The 20,920-nt window shown below is 70.4% G+C and carries 18 protein-coding genes; 16 read left to right on the top strand and 2 right to left on the bottom strand.

Features of this window, described 5'->3' with window-relative positions; translation table 11 throughout:
* Positions 1 to 220: 220 nt before the first annotated feature.
* From ACTWPP_RS04420 to ACTWPP_RS04350, 15 genes are all read left to right on the top strand, one after another.
* Entirely contained in the window at positions 221 to 883 is a 663-nt protein-coding gene (locus ACTWPP_RS04420) for a DUF4097 family beta strand repeat-containing protein (RefSeq protein ID WP_443102776.1), read from the top strand.
* A 26-nt stretch (positions 884 to 909) separates the two neighbouring features.
* A complete protein-coding gene (locus ACTWPP_RS04415) occupies positions 910 to 1,857 on the top strand; it encodes an ATP-binding cassette domain-containing protein (RefSeq protein WP_443102775.1) in 948 nt (315 codons plus the stop codon).
* Positions 1,854 to 2,627 carry an ABC transporter permease gene (locus tag ACTWPP_RS04410; protein ID WP_443102774.1) on the top strand — a complete coding sequence of 258 codons (774 nt, stop codon included), beginning with the start codon at positions 1,854 to 1,856 and terminating at the stop codon, positions 2,625 to 2,627. Before ACTWPP_RS04415 ends, ACTWPP_RS04410 begins: the two co-directional genes overlap by 4 nt.
* A gap of 550 nt (positions 2,628 to 3,177) precedes the next feature.
* On the top strand, positions 3,178 to 5,307 hold the full coding sequence (locus tag ACTWPP_RS04405) for a hydantoinase/oxoprolinase family protein (RefSeq protein ID WP_443102773.1): 2,130 nt from the start codon (positions 3,178 to 3,180) through the stop codon (positions 5,305 to 5,307).
* Positions 5,304 to 7,502, top strand: a complete 2,199-nt coding sequence (locus ACTWPP_RS04400) for a hydantoinase B/oxoprolinase family protein (RefSeq protein WP_443102772.1) — start codon at positions 5,304 to 5,306, stop codon at positions 7,500 to 7,502. The genes ACTWPP_RS04405 and ACTWPP_RS04400 overlap by 4 nt, the downstream gene beginning before the upstream one ends.
* The gene (locus ACTWPP_RS04395; RefSeq protein ID WP_443102771.1) at positions 7,499 to 8,329 is read left to right on the top strand and encodes a hypothetical protein; all 831 of its coding nucleotides are present in this window, start codon (positions 7,499 to 7,501) and stop codon (positions 8,327 to 8,329) included. Before ACTWPP_RS04400 ends, ACTWPP_RS04395 begins: the two co-directional genes overlap by 4 nt.
* Positions 8,326 to 8,583 carry a hypothetical protein gene (locus ACTWPP_RS04390; RefSeq protein WP_443102770.1) on the top strand — a complete coding sequence of 86 codons (258 nt, stop codon included), beginning with the start codon at positions 8,326 to 8,328 and terminating at the stop codon, positions 8,581 to 8,583. Before ACTWPP_RS04395 ends, ACTWPP_RS04390 begins: the two co-directional genes overlap by 4 nt.
* Position 8,584: 1 nt before the next feature.
* Positions 8,585 to 10,180 (top strand): sugar ABC transporter ATP-binding protein, encoded by a 1,596-nt coding sequence (locus ACTWPP_RS04385; RefSeq protein ID WP_443102769.1) that lies wholly within the window; start codon positions 8,585 to 8,587, stop codon positions 10,178 to 10,180.
* A complete protein-coding gene (locus ACTWPP_RS04380) occupies positions 10,177 to 11,151 on the top strand; it encodes an ABC transporter permease (RefSeq protein ID WP_443102768.1) in 975 nt (324 codons plus the stop codon). Before ACTWPP_RS04385 ends, ACTWPP_RS04380 begins: the two co-directional genes overlap by 4 nt.
* 44 nt (positions 11,152 to 11,195) lie before the next feature.
* The gene (locus tag ACTWPP_RS04375; RefSeq protein WP_443102767.1) at positions 11,196 to 12,179 is read left to right on the top strand and encodes a sugar ABC transporter substrate-binding protein; all 984 of its coding nucleotides are present in this window, start codon (positions 11,196 to 11,198) and stop codon (positions 12,177 to 12,179) included.
* Positions 12,180 to 12,188: 9 nt separating this feature from the next.
* Complete coding sequence (locus ACTWPP_RS04370) at positions 12,189 to 13,028, top strand: IclR family transcriptional regulator (protein ID WP_443102766.1); 840 nt, start codon at positions 12,189 to 12,191, stop codon at positions 13,026 to 13,028.
* A gap of 16 nt (positions 13,029 to 13,044) precedes the next feature.
* Entirely contained in the window at positions 13,045 to 13,800 is a 756-nt protein-coding gene (locus ACTWPP_RS04365; protein WP_443102765.1) for a dienelactone hydrolase family protein, read from the top strand.
* Positions 13,797 to 14,648: an alpha/beta fold hydrolase gene (locus ACTWPP_RS04360; protein WP_443102764.1), complete on the top strand. Its 852-nt coding sequence runs from the start codon at positions 13,797 to 13,799 to the stop codon at positions 14,646 to 14,648. The genes ACTWPP_RS04365 and ACTWPP_RS04360 overlap by 4 nt, the downstream gene beginning before the upstream one ends.
* Positions 14,645 to 15,520, top strand: coding sequence for an alpha/beta fold hydrolase (locus tag ACTWPP_RS04355; protein ID WP_443102763.1), 876 nt, complete (start codon positions 14,645 to 14,647; stop codon positions 15,518 to 15,520). The genes ACTWPP_RS04360 and ACTWPP_RS04355 overlap by 4 nt, the downstream gene beginning before the upstream one ends.
* Positions 15,517 to 16,194 (top strand): class II aldolase/adducin family protein, encoded by a 678-nt coding sequence (locus tag ACTWPP_RS04350; protein ID WP_443102762.1) that lies wholly within the window; start codon positions 15,517 to 15,519, stop codon positions 16,192 to 16,194. The genes ACTWPP_RS04355 and ACTWPP_RS04350 overlap by 4 nt, the downstream gene beginning before the upstream one ends.
* A gap of 137 nt (positions 16,195 to 16,331) precedes the next feature.
* Here ACTWPP_RS04350 and ACTWPP_RS04345 read toward each other — a convergent pair whose 3' ends face one another.
* Positions 16,332 to 16,907: a helix-turn-helix domain-containing protein gene (locus ACTWPP_RS04345; protein WP_443102761.1), complete on the bottom strand. Its 576-nt coding sequence runs from the start codon at positions 16,905 to 16,907 to the stop codon at positions 16,332 to 16,334.
* Positions 16,908 to 16,958: 51 nt separating this feature from the next.
* Between ACTWPP_RS04345 and ACTWPP_RS04340 the strand changes: the two genes are divergently transcribed.
* Complete coding sequence (locus tag ACTWPP_RS04340; RefSeq protein WP_443102760.1) at positions 16,959 to 18,515, top strand: methyltransferase domain-containing protein; 1,557 nt, start codon at positions 16,959 to 16,961, stop codon at positions 18,513 to 18,515.
* A gap of 86 nt (positions 18,516 to 18,601) precedes the next feature.
* On the opposite strand, the gene ACTWPP_RS04335 is transcribed toward ACTWPP_RS04340, so the two are convergent.
* Positions 18,602 to 20,872 (bottom strand): hypothetical protein, encoded by a 2,271-nt coding sequence (locus ACTWPP_RS04335; protein WP_443102759.1) that lies wholly within the window; start codon positions 20,870 to 20,872, stop codon positions 18,602 to 18,604.
* Between the last annotated feature and the right edge of the window lie 48 nt (positions 20,873 to 20,920).

Here is a 20,920-nt window from a genome sequence, read left to right as displayed (position 1 = left end):
CCGGTGTTCCCCGACGCCTCCACCCTAGCGTTAATCGTCACTGCATTGCAACGATCAACATTCCATCGTTGCGTTAAATGAGAGACTCGTTGCAATGATATCTAGGCATCTACCTGCATAGATGCTTCTTCAGTGCAAAGATCTCGTTGCGCGATATTGGAAAGCAACGTAGCGTTTCCATCGTTCGAAACAACGAGCCGCAAGCGCAAGGGAGAGCACGATGCAGAAGTTCGACACCCCGGCCCCGATCTCCGCCGTCCTGGACGTCCCCGCCGGGCGCGTCCAGTTCATCGCCGCAGACCGGGCCGACACCGCGGTCGAGATCCTGCCCGCGAACGCCTCCAAGGGCCGCGACGTGAAGGCGGCGGAGCAGACCACGGTCGAGTACGGCGACGGCGTCCTGCGCGTCCAGGCCGCGACCGGCAACCAGTACCTCGGCCCCTCGGGGGCGATCGAGGTGACGGTTCAGCTGCCCGCCGGCTCCCGGGTCGAGGCCAAGGCCGCGAGCGCCGAGTTCCGGGCCGTCGGACGCCTCGGCGACGTCGCCTTCCAAGGCGCGTACCGCCAGATCAAGATCGACGAGGCGGCGAGCGTCCGCCTCACCGCGACCGACGGCGACGTCGAGATCGGCCGGCTGGACGGCCCCGCGGAGATCAGCACCCAGAGGGGCGACATCCGGATCGCCGAGGCCATGCGCGGCACGGTCGTGCTCCGCACCCAGTCCGGCGACATTTCGGTCAGCGCCGCCGCCGGCGTCTCAGCCGGCCTGGACGCCGGCACCTCCTACGGCCGCGTCAGCAACGCGCTCAAGAACGACGGCACCGCCGGACTCGACATCCACGCCACCACCTCCCACGGCGACATCACCGCCCGCACCCTTTGATCCGCAGCCTCTGAAGGAGCAGCATCATGACGAACCCGGCCATCGCGGCGAACGGGCTGCGCAAGTCCTACGGCGACAAGGTCGTGCTCGACGGCGTCGACCTGGCCGTCCCGCAAGGCACCGTCTTCTCCCTGCTCGGCCCGAACGGCGCGGGGAAGACCACGGCCGTCCAGATCCTGTCCACCCTGATCGCGGCCGACGGCGGCACCGTCCAGATCGCGGGGTTCGACCTGGCCCGGCAGCCGGACGAGGTGCGCGGCGCGATCGGCGTCACGGGCCAGTACTCGGCCGTCGACAAGCTGCTCACCGGCGAGGAGAACCTGCTCCTCATGGCCGACCTCAAGCACCTGTCCCGCAGGGACGGCAAGCGCAAGGCCACCGAACTGCTGGAGCGCTTCGACCTGGTCGACGCGGCGCGCAAACCGGCCGGAACCTACTCCGGCGGCATGCAACGCAGGCTCGACCTGGCGATGACCCTGGTCGGCGGCCCCCGCCTGATCTTCCTGGACGAACCCACCACCGGCCTCGACCCGCGCAGCCGCCGCTCCATGTGGCAGATCGTGCGCGAACTCGTCGCGAGCGGCGTCACCATCTTCCTCACCACCCAGTACCTGGAGGAGGCCGACGAGCTCGCCGACCGCATCGCCCTCCTCGACCACGGCACGCTGATCGCCGAAGGCACCGCCGAAGAGCTCAAGCGGCTCATCCCCGGCGGCCACGTGTCGCTGCGGTTCACCGACGACGACGCGCTCAAGGGCGCGCTCGGCGCGCTCGGCCGGGGCTTCGTGGACCCCTCCGACGAGGACCGGCTCACGCTGCAGGTCCCCTCCGACGGCGGTGTCGCGTCACTGCGCGAACTGCTCACCCGGCTGGACGCGGCGGGCATCGAACCGGCCGACCTCAGCGTGCACACTCCCGACCTCGACGACGTCTTCCTCACCCTCACCGGCCAGAAGCAGGAGACCGAACGATGAGCACCCTCACCCTCGCCGCACGCGACTCCTCCACCATGATCCGGCGTCAACTCAAACGCCTCATGCGCTACCCGTCCATGACCATCCAGCTGGTCGCCACCCCCGTCATCCTCCTGCTGCTGTTCGTGTACGTCTTCGGCGGCACCCTGGGCGCCGGCCTGGGCGGCGGCCGCGACGTCTACGTCAACTATGTCGTCCCCGGCATCCTGCTCATGGCCGGGGCGACCGCCGCGACCGGAACCGCGGTCATGGTCGCCACCGACATGACCGAAGGCATCATCGCCCGCTTCCGCACCATGCGGATCTGGCGGCCGTCGGTCCTCACCGGGCACGTCGTCGGCGCCGTGATCCAGCAGCTCCTCGGCATGGCCGTCCTGATCGGCGTCGCGCTGGCCATGGGCTTCCGCCCCAACGCCACCGCCGTCGAATGGCTGGTCGCCACCGGCCTGCTCACCCTGTTCGTCGTGGCCATCACCTGGCTGTCGGTCGCCCTCGGCCTGAAGGCCCAGAGCCCCGAGTCCGCGAGCAACGCACCGATGCCCCTGATCCTGCTGCCCTTCCTCGGCAGCGGCTTCGTCCCCACCGACTCCATGCCCACCGCCCTGCGCTGGTTCGCCGAATACCAGCCCTTCACCCCGATCATGGAAACCGTCCGCGGCCTGCTCCTGGGCACCCCGATCGGCGACAGCGGCGCCATCGCCGCCGCCTGGTGCGTCGGCATCGCCGCCGTCTCCTACCTGTGGGCCAAGAGCACCTTCGACAAGGCCTGACCATGAACCGGCCGGACAGGGCCGTCAGACCGACAGGTCTGGCGGCCCTGCACCTTTTCCGCACCGCACCCGCGAAAGCGCTCCGACCGGCAGACCAGAGTTCCACCTCGCCCGTTACCGCGTGGATGGGCGTTCTGGAAGCCGCGATCAGGATCGTCCCCGGGGCTGAAGCCGGGCACCTGTCGACATTTCATTCGGTCTACGTCGCCGCTCTCGAGATCCGAGCTGACCGAGACTCCCTCGTCGAGAAACTTCCCTCGGGCTTCATAGGCGTCTACGGCCCTGCGGGATGTCAATCGAAGAACAGGTCTGCGGAATTTCGTTTCCCGGCTCTGTGCCGCACCGGCCGCTGTTTGTGGTCTTCGGCGGGTGAGGGCCCTGCGGGGGCCTGCTCAGACGTGGTTTCAGCTGCGCCGTTCCGCACTGCGGACCAGGCCGTTGCGGTGACGGTGGACACACCCGCAGGGTTGTCCAGACGTAACCGGCATGTCACGCCGTCGACTCGCACGGCTCTTGTCGGCGACCGGATGGAAATTCTTGTGGGGGCAGTGTGGATCATCAACCGGAGACCTCGGCGCGGTTCTTTGTGGGCACGGACGTCGGCGGGACATTCACCGATCTCGTCGTTCTTCAAGACGGGCATCCCCCGCAGCTGTTCAAAACGCCGACCACCCCCGAGGATCGCTCCGAGGGCGTCGTCGACGCGTTGAGGCTCGCCGCCGGGTCCTACGGGATGAGCCTGCCGGCGTTGTGCGCCGCCGTCGTGTACTTCGCGCACGGCACCACGGCGGCGACGAACGCGCTGATCGAGCGGAAGGGAGCGCCGACCGCGCTGCTGACCACCCGCGGCTTCAGCGACACCATGCTCATCCAGCGGTCGATGACCTCGTGGGTGGGGATGGGTTCGGCGACCGGGCACTACAGCCGCCGCCGCAATCCGGATCAGATCGTGCCGCGGTCGCTGATCGCGGAGGTCACCGAGCGGGTCGACCGCGACGGAGCCGAGGTCGTGGCCTTGAACGAGCAGGAGGTCCGCTCGACCTTGCGGCGGCTGCGCGACGAGGGCGTCCGGGCGCTGGCGGTCTCGTTCCTGTGGTCGTTCGTCAACGGCGCCCATGAATCGGCGGTCGAGCGCATCGTCGGGGAGGAGTGGCCGGAGGCCTACCTGACCCTGTCCCACCAGGTCGCCCCGGTGATCGGCGAGTACGAGCGGTCGGCGGCCACGGTCGTCAACAGCTATCTCGGCCCGGTGATCCGCGACTATGTCGCGGACCTCGAGGGGCGCCTGCGGTCGGCGGGCTTCGCGGGTGATTTCTCGATCATGGACTCCGGCGGTGGCGTCATGCGGGCCGAGGACGCCGCGCGGCGCTCGGCGTCCATGCTGACCTCGGGACCGGCCGGGGGCGTACTGGCCTCGGCCGCCCTCGCGGCCCGGCTGGGGCACCCGAATGTGATCACTTCCGACATGGGCGGCACGAGCTTCGACGTCGGGCTGATCATCGACGGCGAACCGCTGGTGGAGCGGACCGGGGAGGTCGGCGATCTGCATCTGGCGCTGCCGCGCATCAAGGTGACCGCGATCGGCGCGGGCGGCGGCTCGATCGCGGCGGTGGACGAGTCGGGGGTACTCGTGGTGGGGCCGCAGAGCGCCGGTTCGGTTCCCGGGCCCGCCTGTTACGGTCGCGGCGGCGACCGCCCGACGGTCACCGACGCCGATGTCGTCCTGGGCATCATCGACCCGGTTCGGTTCCTGGGCGGCCGGATGCCGCTGGAGCGCTCCATGGCGGAGAAGGCCATCCGCGAGCACATCGCCGAGCCGCTCGGCTTCACCGTCGAAGAGGCGGCCGCGGGCATCCGCCGGGTGGCCGACAATCAGATGGCCGATCTGCTGCGCAAGGTCACCGTCGAGCAAGGGCATGATCCGCGCGATTTCGTGGTCTACGCCTACGGCGGAGCCGGGCCTACCCACGCCTACGCCTACACCGAGGCGGCCGGCATCGCGACATTGGTCGTCCCGCCGACCTCGACCGTGCACTCCGCCTACGGGGCCGTCACCTCCGACCGGTACCGGGCGGTGCAGACCACGGAGGTCCACCGGACCCCGCCCGGCGCCGGGGACCCGGCCGTCCACCTGGACGCCGCGCGGATCAACGCCGCCTTCGACGAGCTGGCCCGCCGGTGCGGCGCGGATCTGGAGGACGACCCGCGGGCACGGTTCGCCCGCATCGCCCATCTGAAGTTCCGCCGCCAGTCCCACGAACTTCCGCTCACCGTGCCCGACGGCGAGATCACCACCGAGGTCCTCCGCGGCCTCATCGCCGACTTCCGGGACGCCTATGAGCGGATCTACGGGGCGGGAACCGCGCTCCTGGCCGCGGGAGTGGAGATCCACACCCTGCGGGTCGAGGGACGCGTCGCCATCACCGGCGTCCAGCAGGGGGCCTACCCGGGCGCCGCCGATCCGGACGCGGCGTTCCTGGGCGAGCGCGATGTCCACTTCCCGGAGACGGGCCGGGTCGCGACGAGGGTCTACCGCGGCAAGGGGCTGGGGGCGGGCGCCGAACTCCGCGGTCCGGCGATCTTGGAATTCGCCGGCACCACCGTGGTGATCGGGCCTTCGCAGTCACTCACCGTCGACCGCCGCAGCAACCTCGTCATCAACGGCAAGGGGGAGGCGTGACCACCGACGCCACCGACATCGACCCGGTCACCTTCGAGGTCATCCGGCACCGGCTGCTGGCCATCACCGACGAGCAGGGCGCCACCCTGGCCGCCATCTCCGGCTCCACCCACGTGGTCGAGGCCAGCGACTACAACGTCGGCCTCTACCTTCCGGACGGCTCGGTCGCCGCGATGGGCCGCACCATCCTGTCGCACGCCTCGTCCATGGCCGCGATCACCCGGTCGGTGATCACCGACTGCGCGGGGGACCCCGGGATCGACCCCGGCGACATGTTCATCGTGAACGACCCCTGGAAGGGCACCGTGCACGCCCAGGACGTCGGCCTGATCGCACCGATCTTCTTCGAGGGCGAGCTGCTGGCCTGGACCGGCGCCATGTGCCACATGGTCGATGTCGGCGGCATGACACCCGGCAGCTTCTGCATCGACGCGACCGACTCCTATCAGGAAGGGCTGCAGATGCCGCCGACCAAACTGGTCGACGGCGGCAGGATCCGCACCGACGTGTGGAATCTGATCCTCGCTCACACCCGGATGGCGCCCACGGTCAACCTGGACCTGCGCGCTCTGGTCGGGGCGAACAACACCGCGATCCGGGCGATGACCGCGCTCGCGGACAAGTACGGACCCGGCACCGTCCGGAAGGTGATGGCCAACCTGATCGAGCTGTCCGAGCGGCGGCTGCGCGATCGGCTGGGCAGGCTGCCCGACGCCCGCCTGCACTCGCGCGCGTTCCTCGACAACGACGGCGGCCTGGCGCGGTCCACCGACAACGTGACCTACGTGATCGATCTGGTGCTCTCCAAGCGCGGCGACTCTCTGCGATTCGACTTCTCCGGTTCGTCTCCGCAGGCCGCGGGCTACGTCAACTGCGCCCACTCAGGGATGATGGCGGGGATCGCGGCGGCGCTGCTGCCGACGCTCGCCTTCGACGCGCCCTGGAACGAGGGCCTGTTCAAGCCCCTCGACGTCCACTGCCCGGACGGCCTGATCTGCAACGCGTCACGTCCCGCGGCGGTCAGCGGCGGCGCCCTGGAGGCGGGCTGGCTGGTCGAGATGACCGCGACGGAATGCCTGTCCAAGCTCGCGGCCTGCTCCGACGAGCTGCTGCGCGAGGCCCAGGCCGTCCCTGCCGGCGGGCCCGACAAGTTCGTCCTCACCGGAGCCGCCGCGGACGGCCGCCGGCAGACCTACGTGATCATGGACTGCCTGGCCACGGGCGGTGCCGCCTACGCCCACCGTGACGGCGCATGGACGCAGGGCCAGCACAACATCGAGCGGCAGCGCATCTCCAACGTCGAGGCCGTCGAGATGGACGCTCCGCTGCTCTACCTGTGGCGCGGCCTGGTCGCCGACTCCGGCGGAGCCGGCCGAAACCGGGGCGGCATGAGCATGGGAGCCGTCTACACCGTCCATGGCGGCCGTGACGTCACCGCGCTGAACTCGGCGCACGGCTGGGAGGTGCCCAACTCCGTCGGGATCTTCGGCGGGTACCCGGGTGCGCAGAACACCCGGACCGTCGTCCACGGGAGCGACGTCAAGAGCCGTCTCGCCGCAGGGGAGGTCCCCGCCGTGGACGACCTGTCGGGCGACCGGCCGGTCATGCGCGGCCGCCAGGGCCTCTACCGCCTGGGAGACGACGATGTCCTCGCCACCGTCCCGCAGGCCGGCGGCGGCTGGGGCGATCCGCTGGATCGTTCCGTTGAGGCACTCCAGGGCGACCTGGCCTTCGGTGCCGTCACCCCCGAGGCCGCCGTGCGCGTGTACGGGGCCGTCCTCGGCGACGACGGGCGGATCGACGAGGCCGCCACCGCCGCGCGACGGCGGGACCTGCGGAATCACCGCCGCGAGCGGGTGCCCGAACGCGCTCTTCCCACCGTCCCGGACGGGCCGCGGACCCGGCTCCACCCGATGGGCGACGGGCTGGAGGTGATCGCGGCCGCCGGCCGGCGCTGGATCGCCTGCGGCTGCGGCTCCGTGCTGTCGTCCGCAGACGGACCGTGGCGTCCCCATGCCGCCCTGGAGACCACCTACGACGTGCACGAGCTCGGCCACGCGACGCGTCTCAGCCGAGAGCTGGAGCTGCGCCGGTACGCCTGCCCGTCCTGCGGGCGGCTGCACGCCACCGACGTGGTCCGCCGGGGCGGCGAGCACCCCGACGACATCCGCCTGCTGGACGGGCGGGCCGGATGATGGGACGCCTCGTGTTCGCCGCCGCCACCTCGCACGTCGGTGCGATCGTCAAGAACGCCCACGCCGACCCCGACGTCTCCGCGGCCCTGCACACCGCCTGGGAAGAACTCGACGAGGACATCGCCGCGGCCGAGCCGGACGCGGTCGTCGTGGTCGCCACCGACCACTACGAGACGTTCGGCTTGGAGAACTACCCCTCCTTCTGCCTCGGTCTCGCCGAGGAGCACCAGGGGTGGGGGGAGTTCGGCAATCCCGCGCCCACGGTGCGGGGCCGGCCGGACATCGCGGCACGGCTGCTGGCCGGCTTGACCGAACGGGGATTCGAGGCGGCGCGCTCGCACACCATGCGGCTCGACCACAGCTTCACGGTGCCGCTGACCAAGCTGCCGTCGGCGGCGCGCACCGGAATCGTCCCCCTGTTCGTCAACTGCAACACCGAACCGCTACCGACCCTGCGCCGCTGCTACGACCTGGGCAGGGCCCTGGCGGCCACGACCCGCGCCCTGCCCGGCGGCACCAGGGTCGGTGTGCTCGCCACCGGCGGGCTGTCGCACTGGGTCGGGCTTCCCCGCTTCGGCGAGATCAACGAGCGGTTCGACCGCGAGCTTCTCGCGCTGCTGGAACAGGGCCGTGCGGAGGACGTCCTGGACTGGAGCGACGACCACATCACCGGAGCGGCGGGCAACGGCGCGCTGGAACTGCGCACCTGGCTGCTCGCCGCGGGTGCCGCCGGAGGGCCGGCGCGCGTGTACGCCTACCGGCCGATGCCCGCGTGGACCGTCGGCATCGGCATCAGCGGCTTCGAGATCGCCGAGGAGGCATCGTGAGCATCGTCGGCCTCAACCGGCTGGCCAGGGACCTGGAGCACACGCCCGGCCTGCTCGGACGCTTCGACGCCGATCCGGAGGAGGTCATGTCCGCCTACCCGCTGACCGCCCCGGAACGGCGGGCGGTCGCCGGCCGGGACTCCGACCGGCTGCTGGCGCACGGGATGAACCCGGTGGCGCTGCGCAACCTCATGGTCGTGCTCGGTGTCGCCCACCAGGACATGTACACCCGCGACCTCGCAGAGGGCGGCTGACATGCCCGCAGCCGATGAATCCGCGCAGGTCACCGGGGGAGCGGTGGAAATCACCCCGCCCGGGCGGGCCGAGGCGGCCGCACCGGTGCTGGAACTGCGCGAGGTGAGCAAGACGTTCGGAGGCGCTCACGCCCTGGCCGGCGTCGACTTCACGCTGCTGCCCGGGGAGGTGCACGCCGTCGTCGGCATGAACGGTGCGGGCAAGTCCACCCTCGTCGAGACGATCAGCGGCGCCATCGCGCCGGACAGCGGCACCATCGTCATCGCCGGAGACCGGCATTCGGCGCTGACTCCCCGGCGCGCACACGCGTCGGGCGTGAGCATCGTGCACCAGAAACGGTCCCTGGTCCCCGGTCTCACCATCGCCGAGAACCTCCTCCTTGGCCGCCTGCCCACCCGCATGGGCAAGGTGGCCTGGAGGCAGACGCACCGGGAAGCGGCACGCGCCCTGGCCGACCTCGGCATCGAGATCGCCACCGATCTGGTCGCCGCCGGTCTCGGCCCGGCCGAGCAGACGCTGGTGGAGATCGCACGGGAGGTGCACCTGGGCGGACGCGTCCTCATCCTGGACGAGCCCACCGCGTCACTTGGCGGCGCCGACGCCCTGCGGATCCACCGCCTGGTGCGCACGCTGCGCTCACGCGGGACGGGCGTCGTCTACATCTCGCACAACCTGGACGAGGTTCTGGATCTCGCCGACCGGATCACGGTCATGCGGGACGGGCGGCGCGTCGTCACCGTCCCGGCCACGGACGTCGACCTGCCGGCTCTGGTGCGGGCCATGGTCGGGGACCGGCTCGTCCACGGAACCGGCGATCATGTACCGGCCGAGGACGAACCGGCGCCGGAACTCAGTGCGATGCGCGAACCCGCCCCGGTGCTGGAACTCTGCGCGGTGACCGCAGGACGCCTGCGCGAGTTCGACCTCAAGGTGCACGCCGGGCAGATCACCGCGGTGCTCGGCCCGGCCGGTGACGGGCAGTCCGAACTGTTCCCGCTCCTCAGCGGGCTTCGCCGGCCGCGGTCCGGGCAGGTGCGGGTGAACGGCCGTGCCGTACGACCGGGGAACATCGGCGCCTCGCTGGCGGCGGGTCTGCGGTGCGTCACCGGTGACAGGCTCGCCTACGGCCTCGTGCCCGGATTGACCGTCGACGAGAACCTCGATCTCGCCCGCCGCGGGCTCGGACGCCCATGGCTGGTGCGGTGGGGACGGATGCGCAGGCAGGGGCGCGCCGCCCGGGACCGGTACGGCGTCACCACGATCCAAGCGAACCCGGCGGTCTCCACCCTGTCGGGCGGCAACCAGCAGAAGGTGCTGCTGGCCGCGTGGCTCGACACCGAGGCGACCGCGTGCCTGCTGGAAGAACCCACCAACGGTGTCGACGTGGCGGCCAAGGCCGACATCCACCGGCTGGCCGGAGACCTGGCCGCCCGCGGCACCGCGGTCCTGCTCGCGTCCTCCGACGTCGACGAGGTCGTCCGGCTCGCCGACCGGGTCGTCGTGGTCCGCGCCGGGCGGACGGCGGCCGACCTGCCCATCGACCAGGTCACCCGCGATGACCTCATATCCCTCACCGCAGGAGGACAGACGCCATGACCACCATCGCGGACATCCGCGGCCGCGTCGGCGTGAGCCTGCCGGCCGGGCTGACCCGGCACCTGGGCCTGCTGACCGTCCTGCTGGTCACCGCCCTGGTCACCGCACTCAACAGTCCCGTCTTCCTGACCGGCCCGAATCTCCTCAACATCTCCCAGCAGGTCGCCGTCACCGCGGTACTGGCGGTGGGCCTCACCATGCTCATGACCGCCGGCGGGATCGACTTCTCACTCGGCTCCATCGCCGCCGTGACCAGCGGCGTCGTCGCCCAGCTCATCGCCTCCGGCGTCAACGAGTGGGCGGCCGTCCTCGCGGCCCTGGCCGTGGGCGCGGCGATCGGGCTGACCAACGGAGTCGTCGTGACGTTCTTCCGCGTGGCGCCGTTCGTCGCCACGCTGGCGACCTCCACCGTTCTCGGTGGAGCGGCGCTGCTCATCATCGACGGCCAGAGCGTCTCCATCGGGGACCACCTGGTGGAACTGGGGTTCGGCGAGGTACTGGGCGCCGTGCCCGCGCTGGTCGTGCTCGCGGTGCTCATCTGCCTGGTCGCCGGGCTGGTCATGCGCTGGACGGCGTTCGGCCGCAACGCCTTCGCCATCGGCGGCAACGAGAACGCCGCTCGGCTGGCGGGCATCCCGGTCGCGCGCACCAGCCTTCTGCTCTACACGCTCGCGGGCCTGCTGGCCGGGCTGGGCGGCGCCATGCTCGTGGCCAGGCTCGGCGCGGCCAGCCCGGGCACCGGGGGACTGCATCTCGAACTGACCGTGGTCGCCGCCGTCGTCATCGGCGGGACGGCGCTGCACGGCGGGAGCGGCACGCTCGTCGGGACCGTCCTCGGCGTCCTGCTCCTCGGCATCGTCGCCAACGCGCTCAACCTGCTCCAGGTCAACGCGCACTTTCAGGACGTCGCGGTCGGCGGCGTCCTGCTCATCGCGGCCATCACCAACCATCTGCGGGGCCGCGCCCGCTGACCGCCCCGTACCCGTCCATCCCATCCGGTCCGGAAGGATCTTTCATGTTCGCCAATACCGGTAGGGGCCTGCGTTCGGCGGCCCCGCACGCGGCGCTCGCCGTGTCCCTCACCCTCGCGGCCGCCGGCTGCTCGGTGGACGAGGGCACGAAGAAGGCCGCCGCCGTCCCCTCCAGCGAGAAGATCACCATCGGCTTCGTCAACGGGAACAGCATCCAGTTCCACACCTGCCTTCAGAAGGCGCTGCTGGCGCAGGCCGGCGAGGAAGGCGTCGAGGTCCTGACCGCCAACTCGGCGATGGACCCGGGCAAGGAGCTGTCCAACATCAACGACATGATCGTCAAGGGCGTCGACGTCATCGTCGTCCAGACCGTCAACATCGACTCGCTCCAGGGCGGGGTCGGCCGCGCCAACCGGGCCGGCATCCCGATCTTCCTCACCTCGGTCGTGTCCGGCATCGACCAGTCGAAGATCCTCGGCGCCGTCGTCACCGACGTCGAGCAGGTCGGCCGTTCCCTCGGCGAATGGCTGGTCGAGGACAGCGGCGGCGAGCCCGTCGAGGTCGCGATCATCGGGGGCGCCCCGGGCGCCGCCGCCGACCTGATGAACAAGGCCTTCAAGAACGGCATCGGCTCCAAGGCGAAGGTCGTGTTCGACCAGCCCGCCCTCTGGCAGCGGGCCAAGGCCCAGGACGTGGCCGAGAACCTTCTGCAGGCCAAGCCGGACGTCGAGTACATCTTCGTGCACAACGAGGACATGGCGTTCGGCGTCGAAGCGGCGTTCAAGGCCGCGGACAGGACCGACATCAAGATCCTCACCAACGGCGGCACCGCCGAAGGCGTCGAGGCGGTCGGTTCCGGACGGTTCGCCGTCACGGTCAGCAACACTCCCAAGGACGTCGGGGAGATGGCCGTGGAGAACGTGGTCGATCTGCTGCGTAAGGAGCCCGGGGCCAAGAAAATCGAGAAAGTGCCGGAAACCGTCGTGACCAGGGAAAATGCGAGTAAGGCACCACCCTACTGCGGCTGAGGCACCCTCATGGACGACTCTCGATCCCCCTTCCCGGACGGACCCGCGGCGGGCGGGCCGGCGGCGGGCGGCCCCCGCCGCCGCGGGGTCCGCTCTGTCGACCGGGCCCTGGACGTGCTGAGCGCGTTCAGCGCCGCCCACCCGCGGTTCCGGCTCACCGAGCTCGCGGAGGCGGCCGGCCTGCCCAAGACCAGCACCCACCGCATCGCGGTCACCCTCGTCGAACGCGGGTTCCTGCGGCAGGAGCCGGACGGCGCGTACGTCCTGGGCAACCGGCTACTGGAACTGGGCAGCCTGGTCTCGGCCACCACCGCGCTGGCCCACCTCACCCAGGGCATCGCGGAGGAACTCGTCTGGACCACCGGTGAGACCGTGCTGGTGGCGGAGATCGACTGGCGTGACCGGTCCCTGCTGATCACGGGCAAGCGGGAGGCCCAGCACTCCCCGGAGGCGCTGTCGCCGCTGGGACGCCGGTCGGTTCTGGCCAACGGATGCATCAGCTGCGCCATCCTCAGCGGGCTGCCTCCCGAGGAGGCCCGGACCATCGTCCCGGCCTTGAAGCTCGCCCAGCGCACCCCGACGAGCATCACCGACCCGGCGGCTCTGCTCCGGGAGATCGAATCATGTCGGCAGCGCGGATACGCCATCGAGATCGAGGCCTTCATCGCGGGCATCGCCGGCGTCGCCGTCCCCGTGATGGTCGCGGGACGCCCCGCCGGAGCGGTCGCGGTCGCCGGCCCGACATCCCGGATGCCGCGGCGGCGACTCGAAGCCCTCGCCGCGCACCTCAAGCTCCGGCTGGGCCGCGCCGCGGCGATCCAGCCACCGGCCCCGCCACGGGCCGGCTGACCCGAATCGGAGGAACATGGACACCACCCCCGACGCCGGCTGGGTGACCTTCCCCAGCGGCCCGGACGAGATCCGCGGCTACCTCGCCCTGCCGGCGCGCGCCGCCGGCGGCCCCCCGCCGCCGGTCATCGTCATGGCGCACGAGAACCTCGGCTTGACCAGGCACCGTGAACACGTCACCGAACGGTTCGCCGCCGCCGGCTACGCGTGCCTGACCGTGGACCTCTACAGCCGCGCCGGTGGCAGGCCCCCGCAGGACTTCACCACCCCGGAGGAGCGCCGGGCCAAGGCGTTCCTGGCGGCCCGCGACGAACAGGCCGTCCCCGACCTCCAGGCGGGCCTGGACTATCTGGCCGGCCGGACGGACGTGAACGCCGCCCGCGCCGCGGTCGTCGGGTTCTGCCTGGGCGGCGGCCTGGCGCTCGTCTGGGCGACCCGCACCGACCGGCTCGCCTGCGCCGTCCCGCTGTACGGACTCCCGGAACTGCCCGCCCCCTACAGCCCGACGGGGCGGACACGGTCGCGCATCGACATCGCCGACCAGGTGAGATGTCCGGTGCAGGCCCATTTCGGGGGAGCCGACGAGGTGATCCCGCTGGACCAGGTCTCCCGGCTCACCGACGCCCTCGAACGCAGCGGCAGGCCCACCGAGGTCCACGTCTACGAAGGCGCGGGACACGCCTACCACGACGACACCCACCCCAACCACCATCCCGAAGCGGCCGGACTCACCTGGGAACGGACCCTGGCGTTCCTGCGAGAGCACCTGTGAGCCTCTGGCTGGACCTGCTGGGCGCCCAGATACGGCAGATCCGCGCCGGAGACGTGACGACCAGAGTCGTCACCATGGGATCGGGCCCTCCGGCGGTCTTCCTGCACGGCCGCGGGGGACACCTGGAGACCTTCGCCCGCACCCTGCCCGCCATCGCCGCCTCTGGACGCCGGGCCATCGCGTTCGACCTGCTCGGACATGGACTCACCCAGCGCGCCGACCACGGACGCTATGGCGTGGAGGACATCGCCGACCACGCGGCGGCCGTCCTCGACACCCTGCGATTGGAGAATCCCGATCTGGTCGGCCAATCGCTGGGAGGCTGGGTCGCGGCCCTGCTGGCCTTGCGCGCGCCGAGCCGGGGAGGCCGGCTCGCGCTGATAGAACCGGCCGGCCTGCAGCCGGAGGACGAACGGCTGTCGGACGCCACCGTCCGCGCCGCCTACGAGCGAGGCGGCCGCGCCTACGCCGAGCCGACCCCGGACGCGGTCCGGACCCGGCTCGCCGGGCTGCTCGCCGATCCCGGCGGCGTGGACCCCGAGATGGTCGAGGTCCGCAGCGTGCTGTACCGGCCCGCCGAGGCCCGCCAGGTGCATCGGCGAGTACGCGGCACCGACAACGGCGCCTCCCTGCTCACCCCCGGGCGGCTGGCCGCACTCACCGTCCCGGCGCTTTTCATCCGGGGCGAGCACGGACACACCCCGGCCCGGGTCGTCGACATGGCGGCGGCCGCCGTCCCCGGCGCCCGCGTCCTGACGATCCCGGGAGCCAAGCAGTGGCCGCACTACGAGCGGCCCGGTGTCGTCAACGACGCCCTCATCGCCTTTCTCCAAGGAGGACCCACATGAGCTTCTGGACTGACTCACTCGGCGCCGAGGTGCGTTTCCGGGACGCGGCCGGCTGGCGCACACGCTCCATCGAGGCCGGCGACGGCGACGCGGTCATCCTCATGGGCGGCCTGACGGGACATGCCGAGGCGTTCCTGCGGAACATCGTCCCCCTGTCAGAGCGCGGCCTGCGCGTCTTCGCCATCGACGCTCTCGGCCACGGCCTCTCCGCGCGCCCCACCGACGTCACCTACCACGCGCCCGTCTTCACCGAACACCTGCTGGGATTCCTCGACGCGATCGGAGCGAAACGGGCCCACCTCGTGGGGCAGTCCCTCGGTGGATGGACCGCACTGTTCACCGCGTTGAAGCATCCCGACAGGGTGGGAAAGGTCATCTCGGTGACCGGAGCGGGCTTGCTGCTGTCGGACGAGAAGAGCCTCGATGAGAGCAAACGAGTCCACGCCCAGGTCAAGACGGTCACCGCGAAGGCCGCCACGGCCCCCACGCGCGAAAGCGTCCGCGCCAGGCTGGAGTGGCTCATGGCCGACCCGGCCACGGTGACCGACGAACTGGTCGAATGCCGCTACCGCTACTACACGCTTCCCGGAGCCGAGGAAGCGCTGGCCAAGCTGGTCGCCGAGCAGCCCGGAGAGGCGAACCGGGCCCACATGCTGGACGAGGCGGACCTCGCGCGGATCGGCAACGAGACTCTGATCGTCTGGACCGACCACAACCCCACCACCCCCGCCGAGGTGGGCCGGCGTGCGGCCCAGATCATGCCGCACGCGCACTTCGACATGATCACGGGCGCGGGGCACTGGCCGATGTTCGAGCAGCCCGGGCAGTTCAACCGCATCGTCGGGGACTTCCTCGCCAAGGACGTCCCGTGAGCCCCGCGGACGAGGTCTCCACCGGCTGCCGCGTCCTGGCCGCCCACGGCAATGCCGACCTGGTGTGGGGCCACCTGTCCTGCCGCGATCCCGACGGACACGGCGTGTGGCTGAAATCCGCCGGCTACGGCATGGAAGAGATCACCCCGGAACGTGTCGTGCGAATCGACCGTGCGGGGCACCTGCTCGAAGGCGGAGACAAGGTCCATCTGGAATACCCGATCCACACCGAGATCATGGCCGCACGCGACGATGTCGGCGCCGTCGTCCACAGCCACGCGGAGTCGGCCGTCGCGTTCGCCGCCACCGGCCTCCCGCTTCGACCGATCGGCCATGAGGGAACTCTCTTCTGGCCTCCGGACATCCCCCACTTCACGGCTACGGGCGACCTCATCCGCGACCGGGAGCTCGGGGCCGCGGTCGCGACCGCTCTCGCCGACCGCAACGCACTCCTGCTCCACCGCCACGGGCTGGTCACCGCCGGCCCGGACGTTGCCACCGCCGTGATGACCGCCGTCCTCCTGGAGAAGGCATGCCGCATGCAGTTGCAGGTCGCAGCGGCAGGGACGTCCTACACGTGGTCGGACGAGGACGAGTCGCGGGCCAAGCGTGATCGTTGCTACGGCCCGGCCCAGCTTCAGGACGCCTGGGCCTACCTGCTCCGCCGCCTCTGACGTGCCGCGGCCACGGTGGGACCGATCGCCATCCGCCGCCGGATGCGGCTGCCCGAGCGGCGATCGCCGAACTGGAACCGACACCGCCACACGAGGGTGCGGACGATGGCGCGCGCCCCTTCATCGCGGCTGCGCCGCTATCGCGGTGCGGAGCGGGCGCGGAGGTGGGCGCGTTCACCTTGGTGGCCGAACAGGATGAGCACCTCGACCGGGGCGGGGTCGGCGCTGTCGAACCAGTGCGGCACACGGCAGTCGAACTCGGCCGCCTCGCCCTCGGTCAGCACCAGGTCGTGGTCGCCCAGGAGCAGCCGGAGGCGGCCGTTGAGGACGTACATCCACTCGTAGCCCTCGTGGGTCCTCTGCTCAGGGGGGCGGCGTCGCTTCGGGATGATCACCTTGTGGGCCTGCACGCCGCCGGCCCGGCGGGTCAGCGGGATGAACGTCATGCCGTTGCGCCGCACCGGGCGCAGGTGAATGCGCGGGTCACCGGTCGGCGGTGCGCCGATGAGCTCGTCGATCTGCATGTCGTACGCCTGGGCGAGTGGCAGCAGAAGATCGAGCGTGGGGCGGCGGCGACCGGCCTCCAGCCGCGACAGCGTGGACACCGAGATGCCCGTATCGGCCGCCACGCCGGCGAGGGTCCTCTCGCGTTGCTTGCGGATCGCGCGGAGCCGGGACCCGACCGCGGCCACCACCTCGTCCGTGTTTGCCACCCCCGCAAATTTAATTGATCCCCCTTTCATCGGGAACCGATGGTGGCTGCCATGACGGAGAAATTCGATGTCGCGGTACTCGGCGGCGGTGCCGCCGGGCTGAGCGGCGCAGTGGTACTGAGCCGGGCCCGGCGTTCGGTGGTCGTGGTCGACGCCGGGTCGCCGCGCAACGCGCCCGCCGAGGCCGTCCATGGATTCCTGTCCCGCGACGGGATCAGTCCGCTCGAACTCCTCGAGATCGGGCGTGCGGAGGTCAAGCGCTACGGCGGGCTCGTGCTGCCGGCGACGGCCGGTGCGGCGCGCAGTACCGACGGCGGGTTCGAGGTGAGCCTCGACGACGGCCGGTCGATCACGGCGCGGCGGTTGCTGGTGACCACCGGCCTCACCGACGAACTGCCCGACGTCCCCGGGGTGGCGGAGCGCTGGGGCCGCGACGTGGTGCACTGCCCGCACTGCCACGGATGGGAGTCGCGCGACCAGCCGGTCGGCGTGCTCGCCACTCACACCGAGTGGGCCGTGCGCCAGGCGCTGATGCTCCGGCAGCTGACACCGGAGGTGACCTTCTTCCAGCACACCGCCCCGGCGCTGACCGAACGGCAGGTGGCCCAGCTGACCGCCTGGGGCATCGGCGTCGTCACCGGACCCGTGGGCTCGCTGGAGGTGGCCGATGACCGGATCACCGGCCTGCGGCTGGCCGACGGGACGACCGTGGCGTGCTCGGTGGTGGTGGCCCCGCCGCGGCTGGTGGCCAACTCGGGGGTGCTCACGGGTCTCGGTCTCGAGCCGACCCCGCATCCGATGGGCATCGGCGAGTCGATCGCGGCCGACCCGACGGGGCTGACCGACGTACCCGGGGTGTGGGTCGCCGGCAACGTCACCGACGTCATGGCGCAGATGATGAGCTCGGCCGCCAGCGGGGCGGCCGCGGCCGCCGCGATCAACGCCGACCTTGTCGCCGAGGACACACGGCTCACCGTTCGCCTGCTGTCCGGGGACTACTGGGAGGAGCGGTACCGGTCGGCGAAACGGATCCGGAGCGGCAGACCCAATCCGCATGTGCTCGCCACCGCCGCCGACCTCCCGCCCGGCACGGCGCTGGACGTCGGCAGCGGCGAAGGCGCGGACGCGATCTGGCTCGCCTCGCGCGGTTGGAAGGTCACCGGGGTCGACCTGTCACAGGCCGCGCTGGACCGCGCCGCCCGGCACGCCGCCGACGCCGACGTGGATGTCACGTGGCGGCAGGCCGACGTCGCGGCGTGGGATCCCGCCCCGGTGCAGTACGACCTGGTGTCGGTGCAGTACATGCAGCTGCCCCGGTCCGTGCGCGACACCCTGCACCGTCGGCTGGCCGCGGCCGTCCGGCCCGGCGGGACGCTGCTCATCGTCGGTCACCACCCGGCCGACCTGGAGGTGACGACGTTCCGCCGCCCGCGCCTGCCCCACCTGATGTTCACGGCCGAAGAGATCGCCACCGTGCTGGACCCGTCGGCGTGGGACATCACCACCTCGGCCCCCGAGCGCCCGGCCACCGACCCGGAAGGACAGCAGATCACGCTTACCGACGCGGTGCTGCGCGCGGTACGACGCGCCACCGATCGACCGCTATGACGACGAGCGCGAAAACGTGCAACGGAAAGCGGGAGGAACTGATGGGCAGGGGGACGTAGAGCAGATCGATGGGACGTCGGTACGGGCTAGGACGCGCCACAGCGGGCGTCGCGGCAAATCAGCAAACGGGTGCTCCCGCGGTAGCCGTATTGAATGCCGGACACGAGAACCTGAGGACGTCCGTCCCGGTCCACCTCCATATGAAGGTTCGCGGGCGGATAATAATCCTGCGGAATATCGTTATGCAGCACCACGGTTTCGCGTCGAGAACAGTCGGCGGCATCACAGGCGAGAAGAATGATCTTCCCGCCGTCGAAATCGTGGGTGGCGATCAAGGGCAGGCCGTTGTGGTCCAGTGCCAGCGCCCGTGTCGGCCACGTGTAGTCGGGGCTCCCGCCGACGAAGCCGGGTCGTGCGACGGTGACGGCGTCGACCACGCCGCAGCTCGGCGTGCGGCACCGAAGCAGCCGCACCTTCCCATTCGAGATTCGGCGGTGCAAGATGACCGGGCGATCGTCCGGGGGGACGGCCACCTCGACGCCGTCCGAACTCAGGTACCGGAAAGAGGTTCTACCCGAGGGTTCTACCACCTGCCTCTTCGCGGAATGGCGGCATTCGGCGTCAGCGCAGTTGATGAGGGTGACGGCACCGGAATGTTTGTCCTCGATCGCCACGATCGGGCGCCCATCCGCGCCGGTGGTGATGGAGACTCTGTCTTTATCATTGCGCCTGTCCCAGCCGCCGCCGGCTGGCACGCGGGCCGTGGTCAAAGTCCGGGGTGCCTGGCACGGAAGGTCGTCACACCGCACGATGTGCATAGGGCTTGGGCGAGGTTCATATTCGTTTTCCCCGATGTCGAAGAGAACCGCGGCCACGATGCCCCGGCCAGAGGGAGCGATGGCGATGGTGGGTGAGAGGGTCCGGCCCTTGAGGCCGATGCCCTTCGCGATGATCGGGGATTTTTCGATTTCCTTCGGGCATCCCTGAACCGTGCACCGCATGAGGCGAACCTCCATCGGGATGCGCTCGTCGTCATCCTCCGCCGCGTTGTGCTTCGAGATCGTGACCAAGGCGACCGCCATGGTTCCATCCGGCAGTGCCGCCGCTCGTACCTGCCCGCGACCGTCGGGAACCGGGTGTGTGAAGGTCGATGCATGGTCGCATTCACGGTGAGTGCATACCTGTATTTGGAGGGGGTCATCTGGTGACCTGGCTACGACCGCCGCTTTGGCATCGCTTCGCACCAGGAGTTCATAGTTCGCCGCCCGCGGGGTGACTTCCGAGACGGCGACGTTGGGAAGTCCCAGTGGATTGGATTGCAGATACTCCCCGTACAGCAATGCGGGGACGGTCAGGACCGGCAGTGTCAGCGCCAGGAGCGCCGCCGTACGTACCGGCCGGGCCTTTCGGGAGTGGGTGCGTGTGGGAAGCCGGGCGCTCACCCCGGCCAGGTCCAGCGTCTGGGGCTTCTTCCGAGCCCTCCCGAACGGATCGGCCGAGAACGGGTAAGACTGATTCAGCGACACTGTCGCCAGCGCCGCACCTTGAAGGACCACCATCAGCACGCTCGCCACAGTCCCGACCAGCGCCTCGGCGATGCTGTTGGCGATGCCGGTGAATTGCGATGAAAGCGCCCTGCCGCACAATCCCAGTGCGACCGGGAACAGAATCGTCAGCACCAGCGCATGCCGGAACATCATCATTCGCCGGGCCCGGCTGATCTCCCAGAGCCGGGACATCGCCTTGAACGGCCCGACCTCTTCCAGCACTACGAATGGCACGGTGAGCAACAGCCAGCACGTGGACACCGCGAGCAGGCAGAGCACCAGCGCAACGAACAGTCCTGTGTGCGTCACGAGCGGCGTGACGGCCATGGCGGCGACCGCTGCCATCACCGTGCCGCCGGTCAAGATCAGGAGCACCAGGAGCGGGCCGGATCGCCGCAGCGCCCGCAGCAGCGCGCGTCCGGCCGGAACACGGCTGTCCAGCAGCGAACCCGCCACCATGACCACGACCATCGCCACCATGACCAGGTGGCCTGCCAGCAGCACACCGGTGAGCACCGAGCCCGCGACGAGCGACTCCAGTCGCGGTTCGTCGAAACGCAACTCACCGTTGATGATGAGCGCCTGGCCGTCCAAGCCCATGAGGAGGATCGCGAGAACCGGCACCGTCAGCGCCACCGAGATAAGTGCCACCGGGACCAGTGGCGCGGCCAGGTTCCTTCCCAGCAGGCGGATCGCGGTCAAGATGTCCGGTGCTTCTGGTTTCGGCATCCGACCGGGGGAAACGCCGTCATCCTTTTCATCGGCCATGTCCTTCACCAGTCTGTTGTTGGATGACTCCGCTTCTTCCATTAGCTCCTCCGGCCGCACGCGGCCCACTCGGCGTCAATTGTTGTCAAG

The organism is Actinomadura sp. 3N407, assembly GCF_052245875.1.
GTDB lineage: Bacteria > Actinomycetota > Actinomycetes > Streptosporangiales > Streptosporangiaceae > Spirillospora.
The sequence above is the reverse complement of the archived record's forward strand: the minus strand, read 5'-3'. Positions and strand labels throughout refer to the sequence as shown.

Excerpts from the sequence above, each read along its gene's own strand:
- ACTWPP_RS04420 (WP_443102776.1), top strand. The coding sequence starts at position 221 with ATGCAGAAGTTCGACACCCCGGCCCCGATCTCCGCCGTCCTGGACGTC.
- ACTWPP_RS04415 (WP_443102775.1), top strand. The coding sequence starts at position 910 with ATGACGAACCCGGCCATCGCGGCGAACGGGCTGCGCAAGTCCTACGGC.
- ACTWPP_RS04410 (WP_443102774.1), top strand. The coding sequence starts at position 1,854 with ATGAGCACCCTCACCCTCGCCGCACGCGACTCCTCCACCATGATCCGG.
- ACTWPP_RS04395 (WP_443102771.1), top strand. The coding sequence starts at position 7,499 with ATGATGGGACGCCTCGTGTTCGCCGCCGCCACCTCGCACGTCGGTGCG.
- ACTWPP_RS04385 (WP_443102769.1), top strand. The coding sequence starts at position 8,585 with ATGCCCGCAGCCGATGAATCCGCGCAGGTCACCGGGGGAGCGGTGGAA.
- ACTWPP_RS04380 (WP_443102768.1), top strand. The coding sequence starts at position 10,177 with ATGACCACCATCGCGGACATCCGCGGCCGCGTCGGCGTGAGCCTGCCG.
- ACTWPP_RS04375 (WP_443102767.1), top strand. The coding sequence starts at position 11,196 with ATGTTCGCCAATACCGGTAGGGGCCTGCGTTCGGCGGCCCCGCACGCG.
- ACTWPP_RS04370 (WP_443102766.1), top strand. The coding sequence starts at position 12,189 with ATGGACGACTCTCGATCCCCCTTCCCGGACGGACCCGCGGCGGGCGGG.
- ACTWPP_RS04365 (WP_443102765.1), top strand. The coding sequence starts at position 13,045 with ATGGACACCACCCCCGACGCCGGCTGGGTGACCTTCCCCAGCGGCCCG.
- ACTWPP_RS04355 (WP_443102763.1), top strand. The coding sequence starts at position 14,645 with ATGAGCTTCTGGACTGACTCACTCGGCGCCGAGGTGCGTTTCCGGGAC.
- ACTWPP_RS04340 (WP_443102760.1), top strand. The coding sequence starts at position 16,959 with ATGACGGAGAAATTCGATGTCGCGGTACTCGGCGGCGGTGCCGCCGGG.
- ACTWPP_RS04335 (WP_443102759.1), bottom strand. The coding sequence starts at position 20,872 with ATGGAAGAAGCGGAGTCATCCAACAACAGACTGGTGAAGGACATGGCC.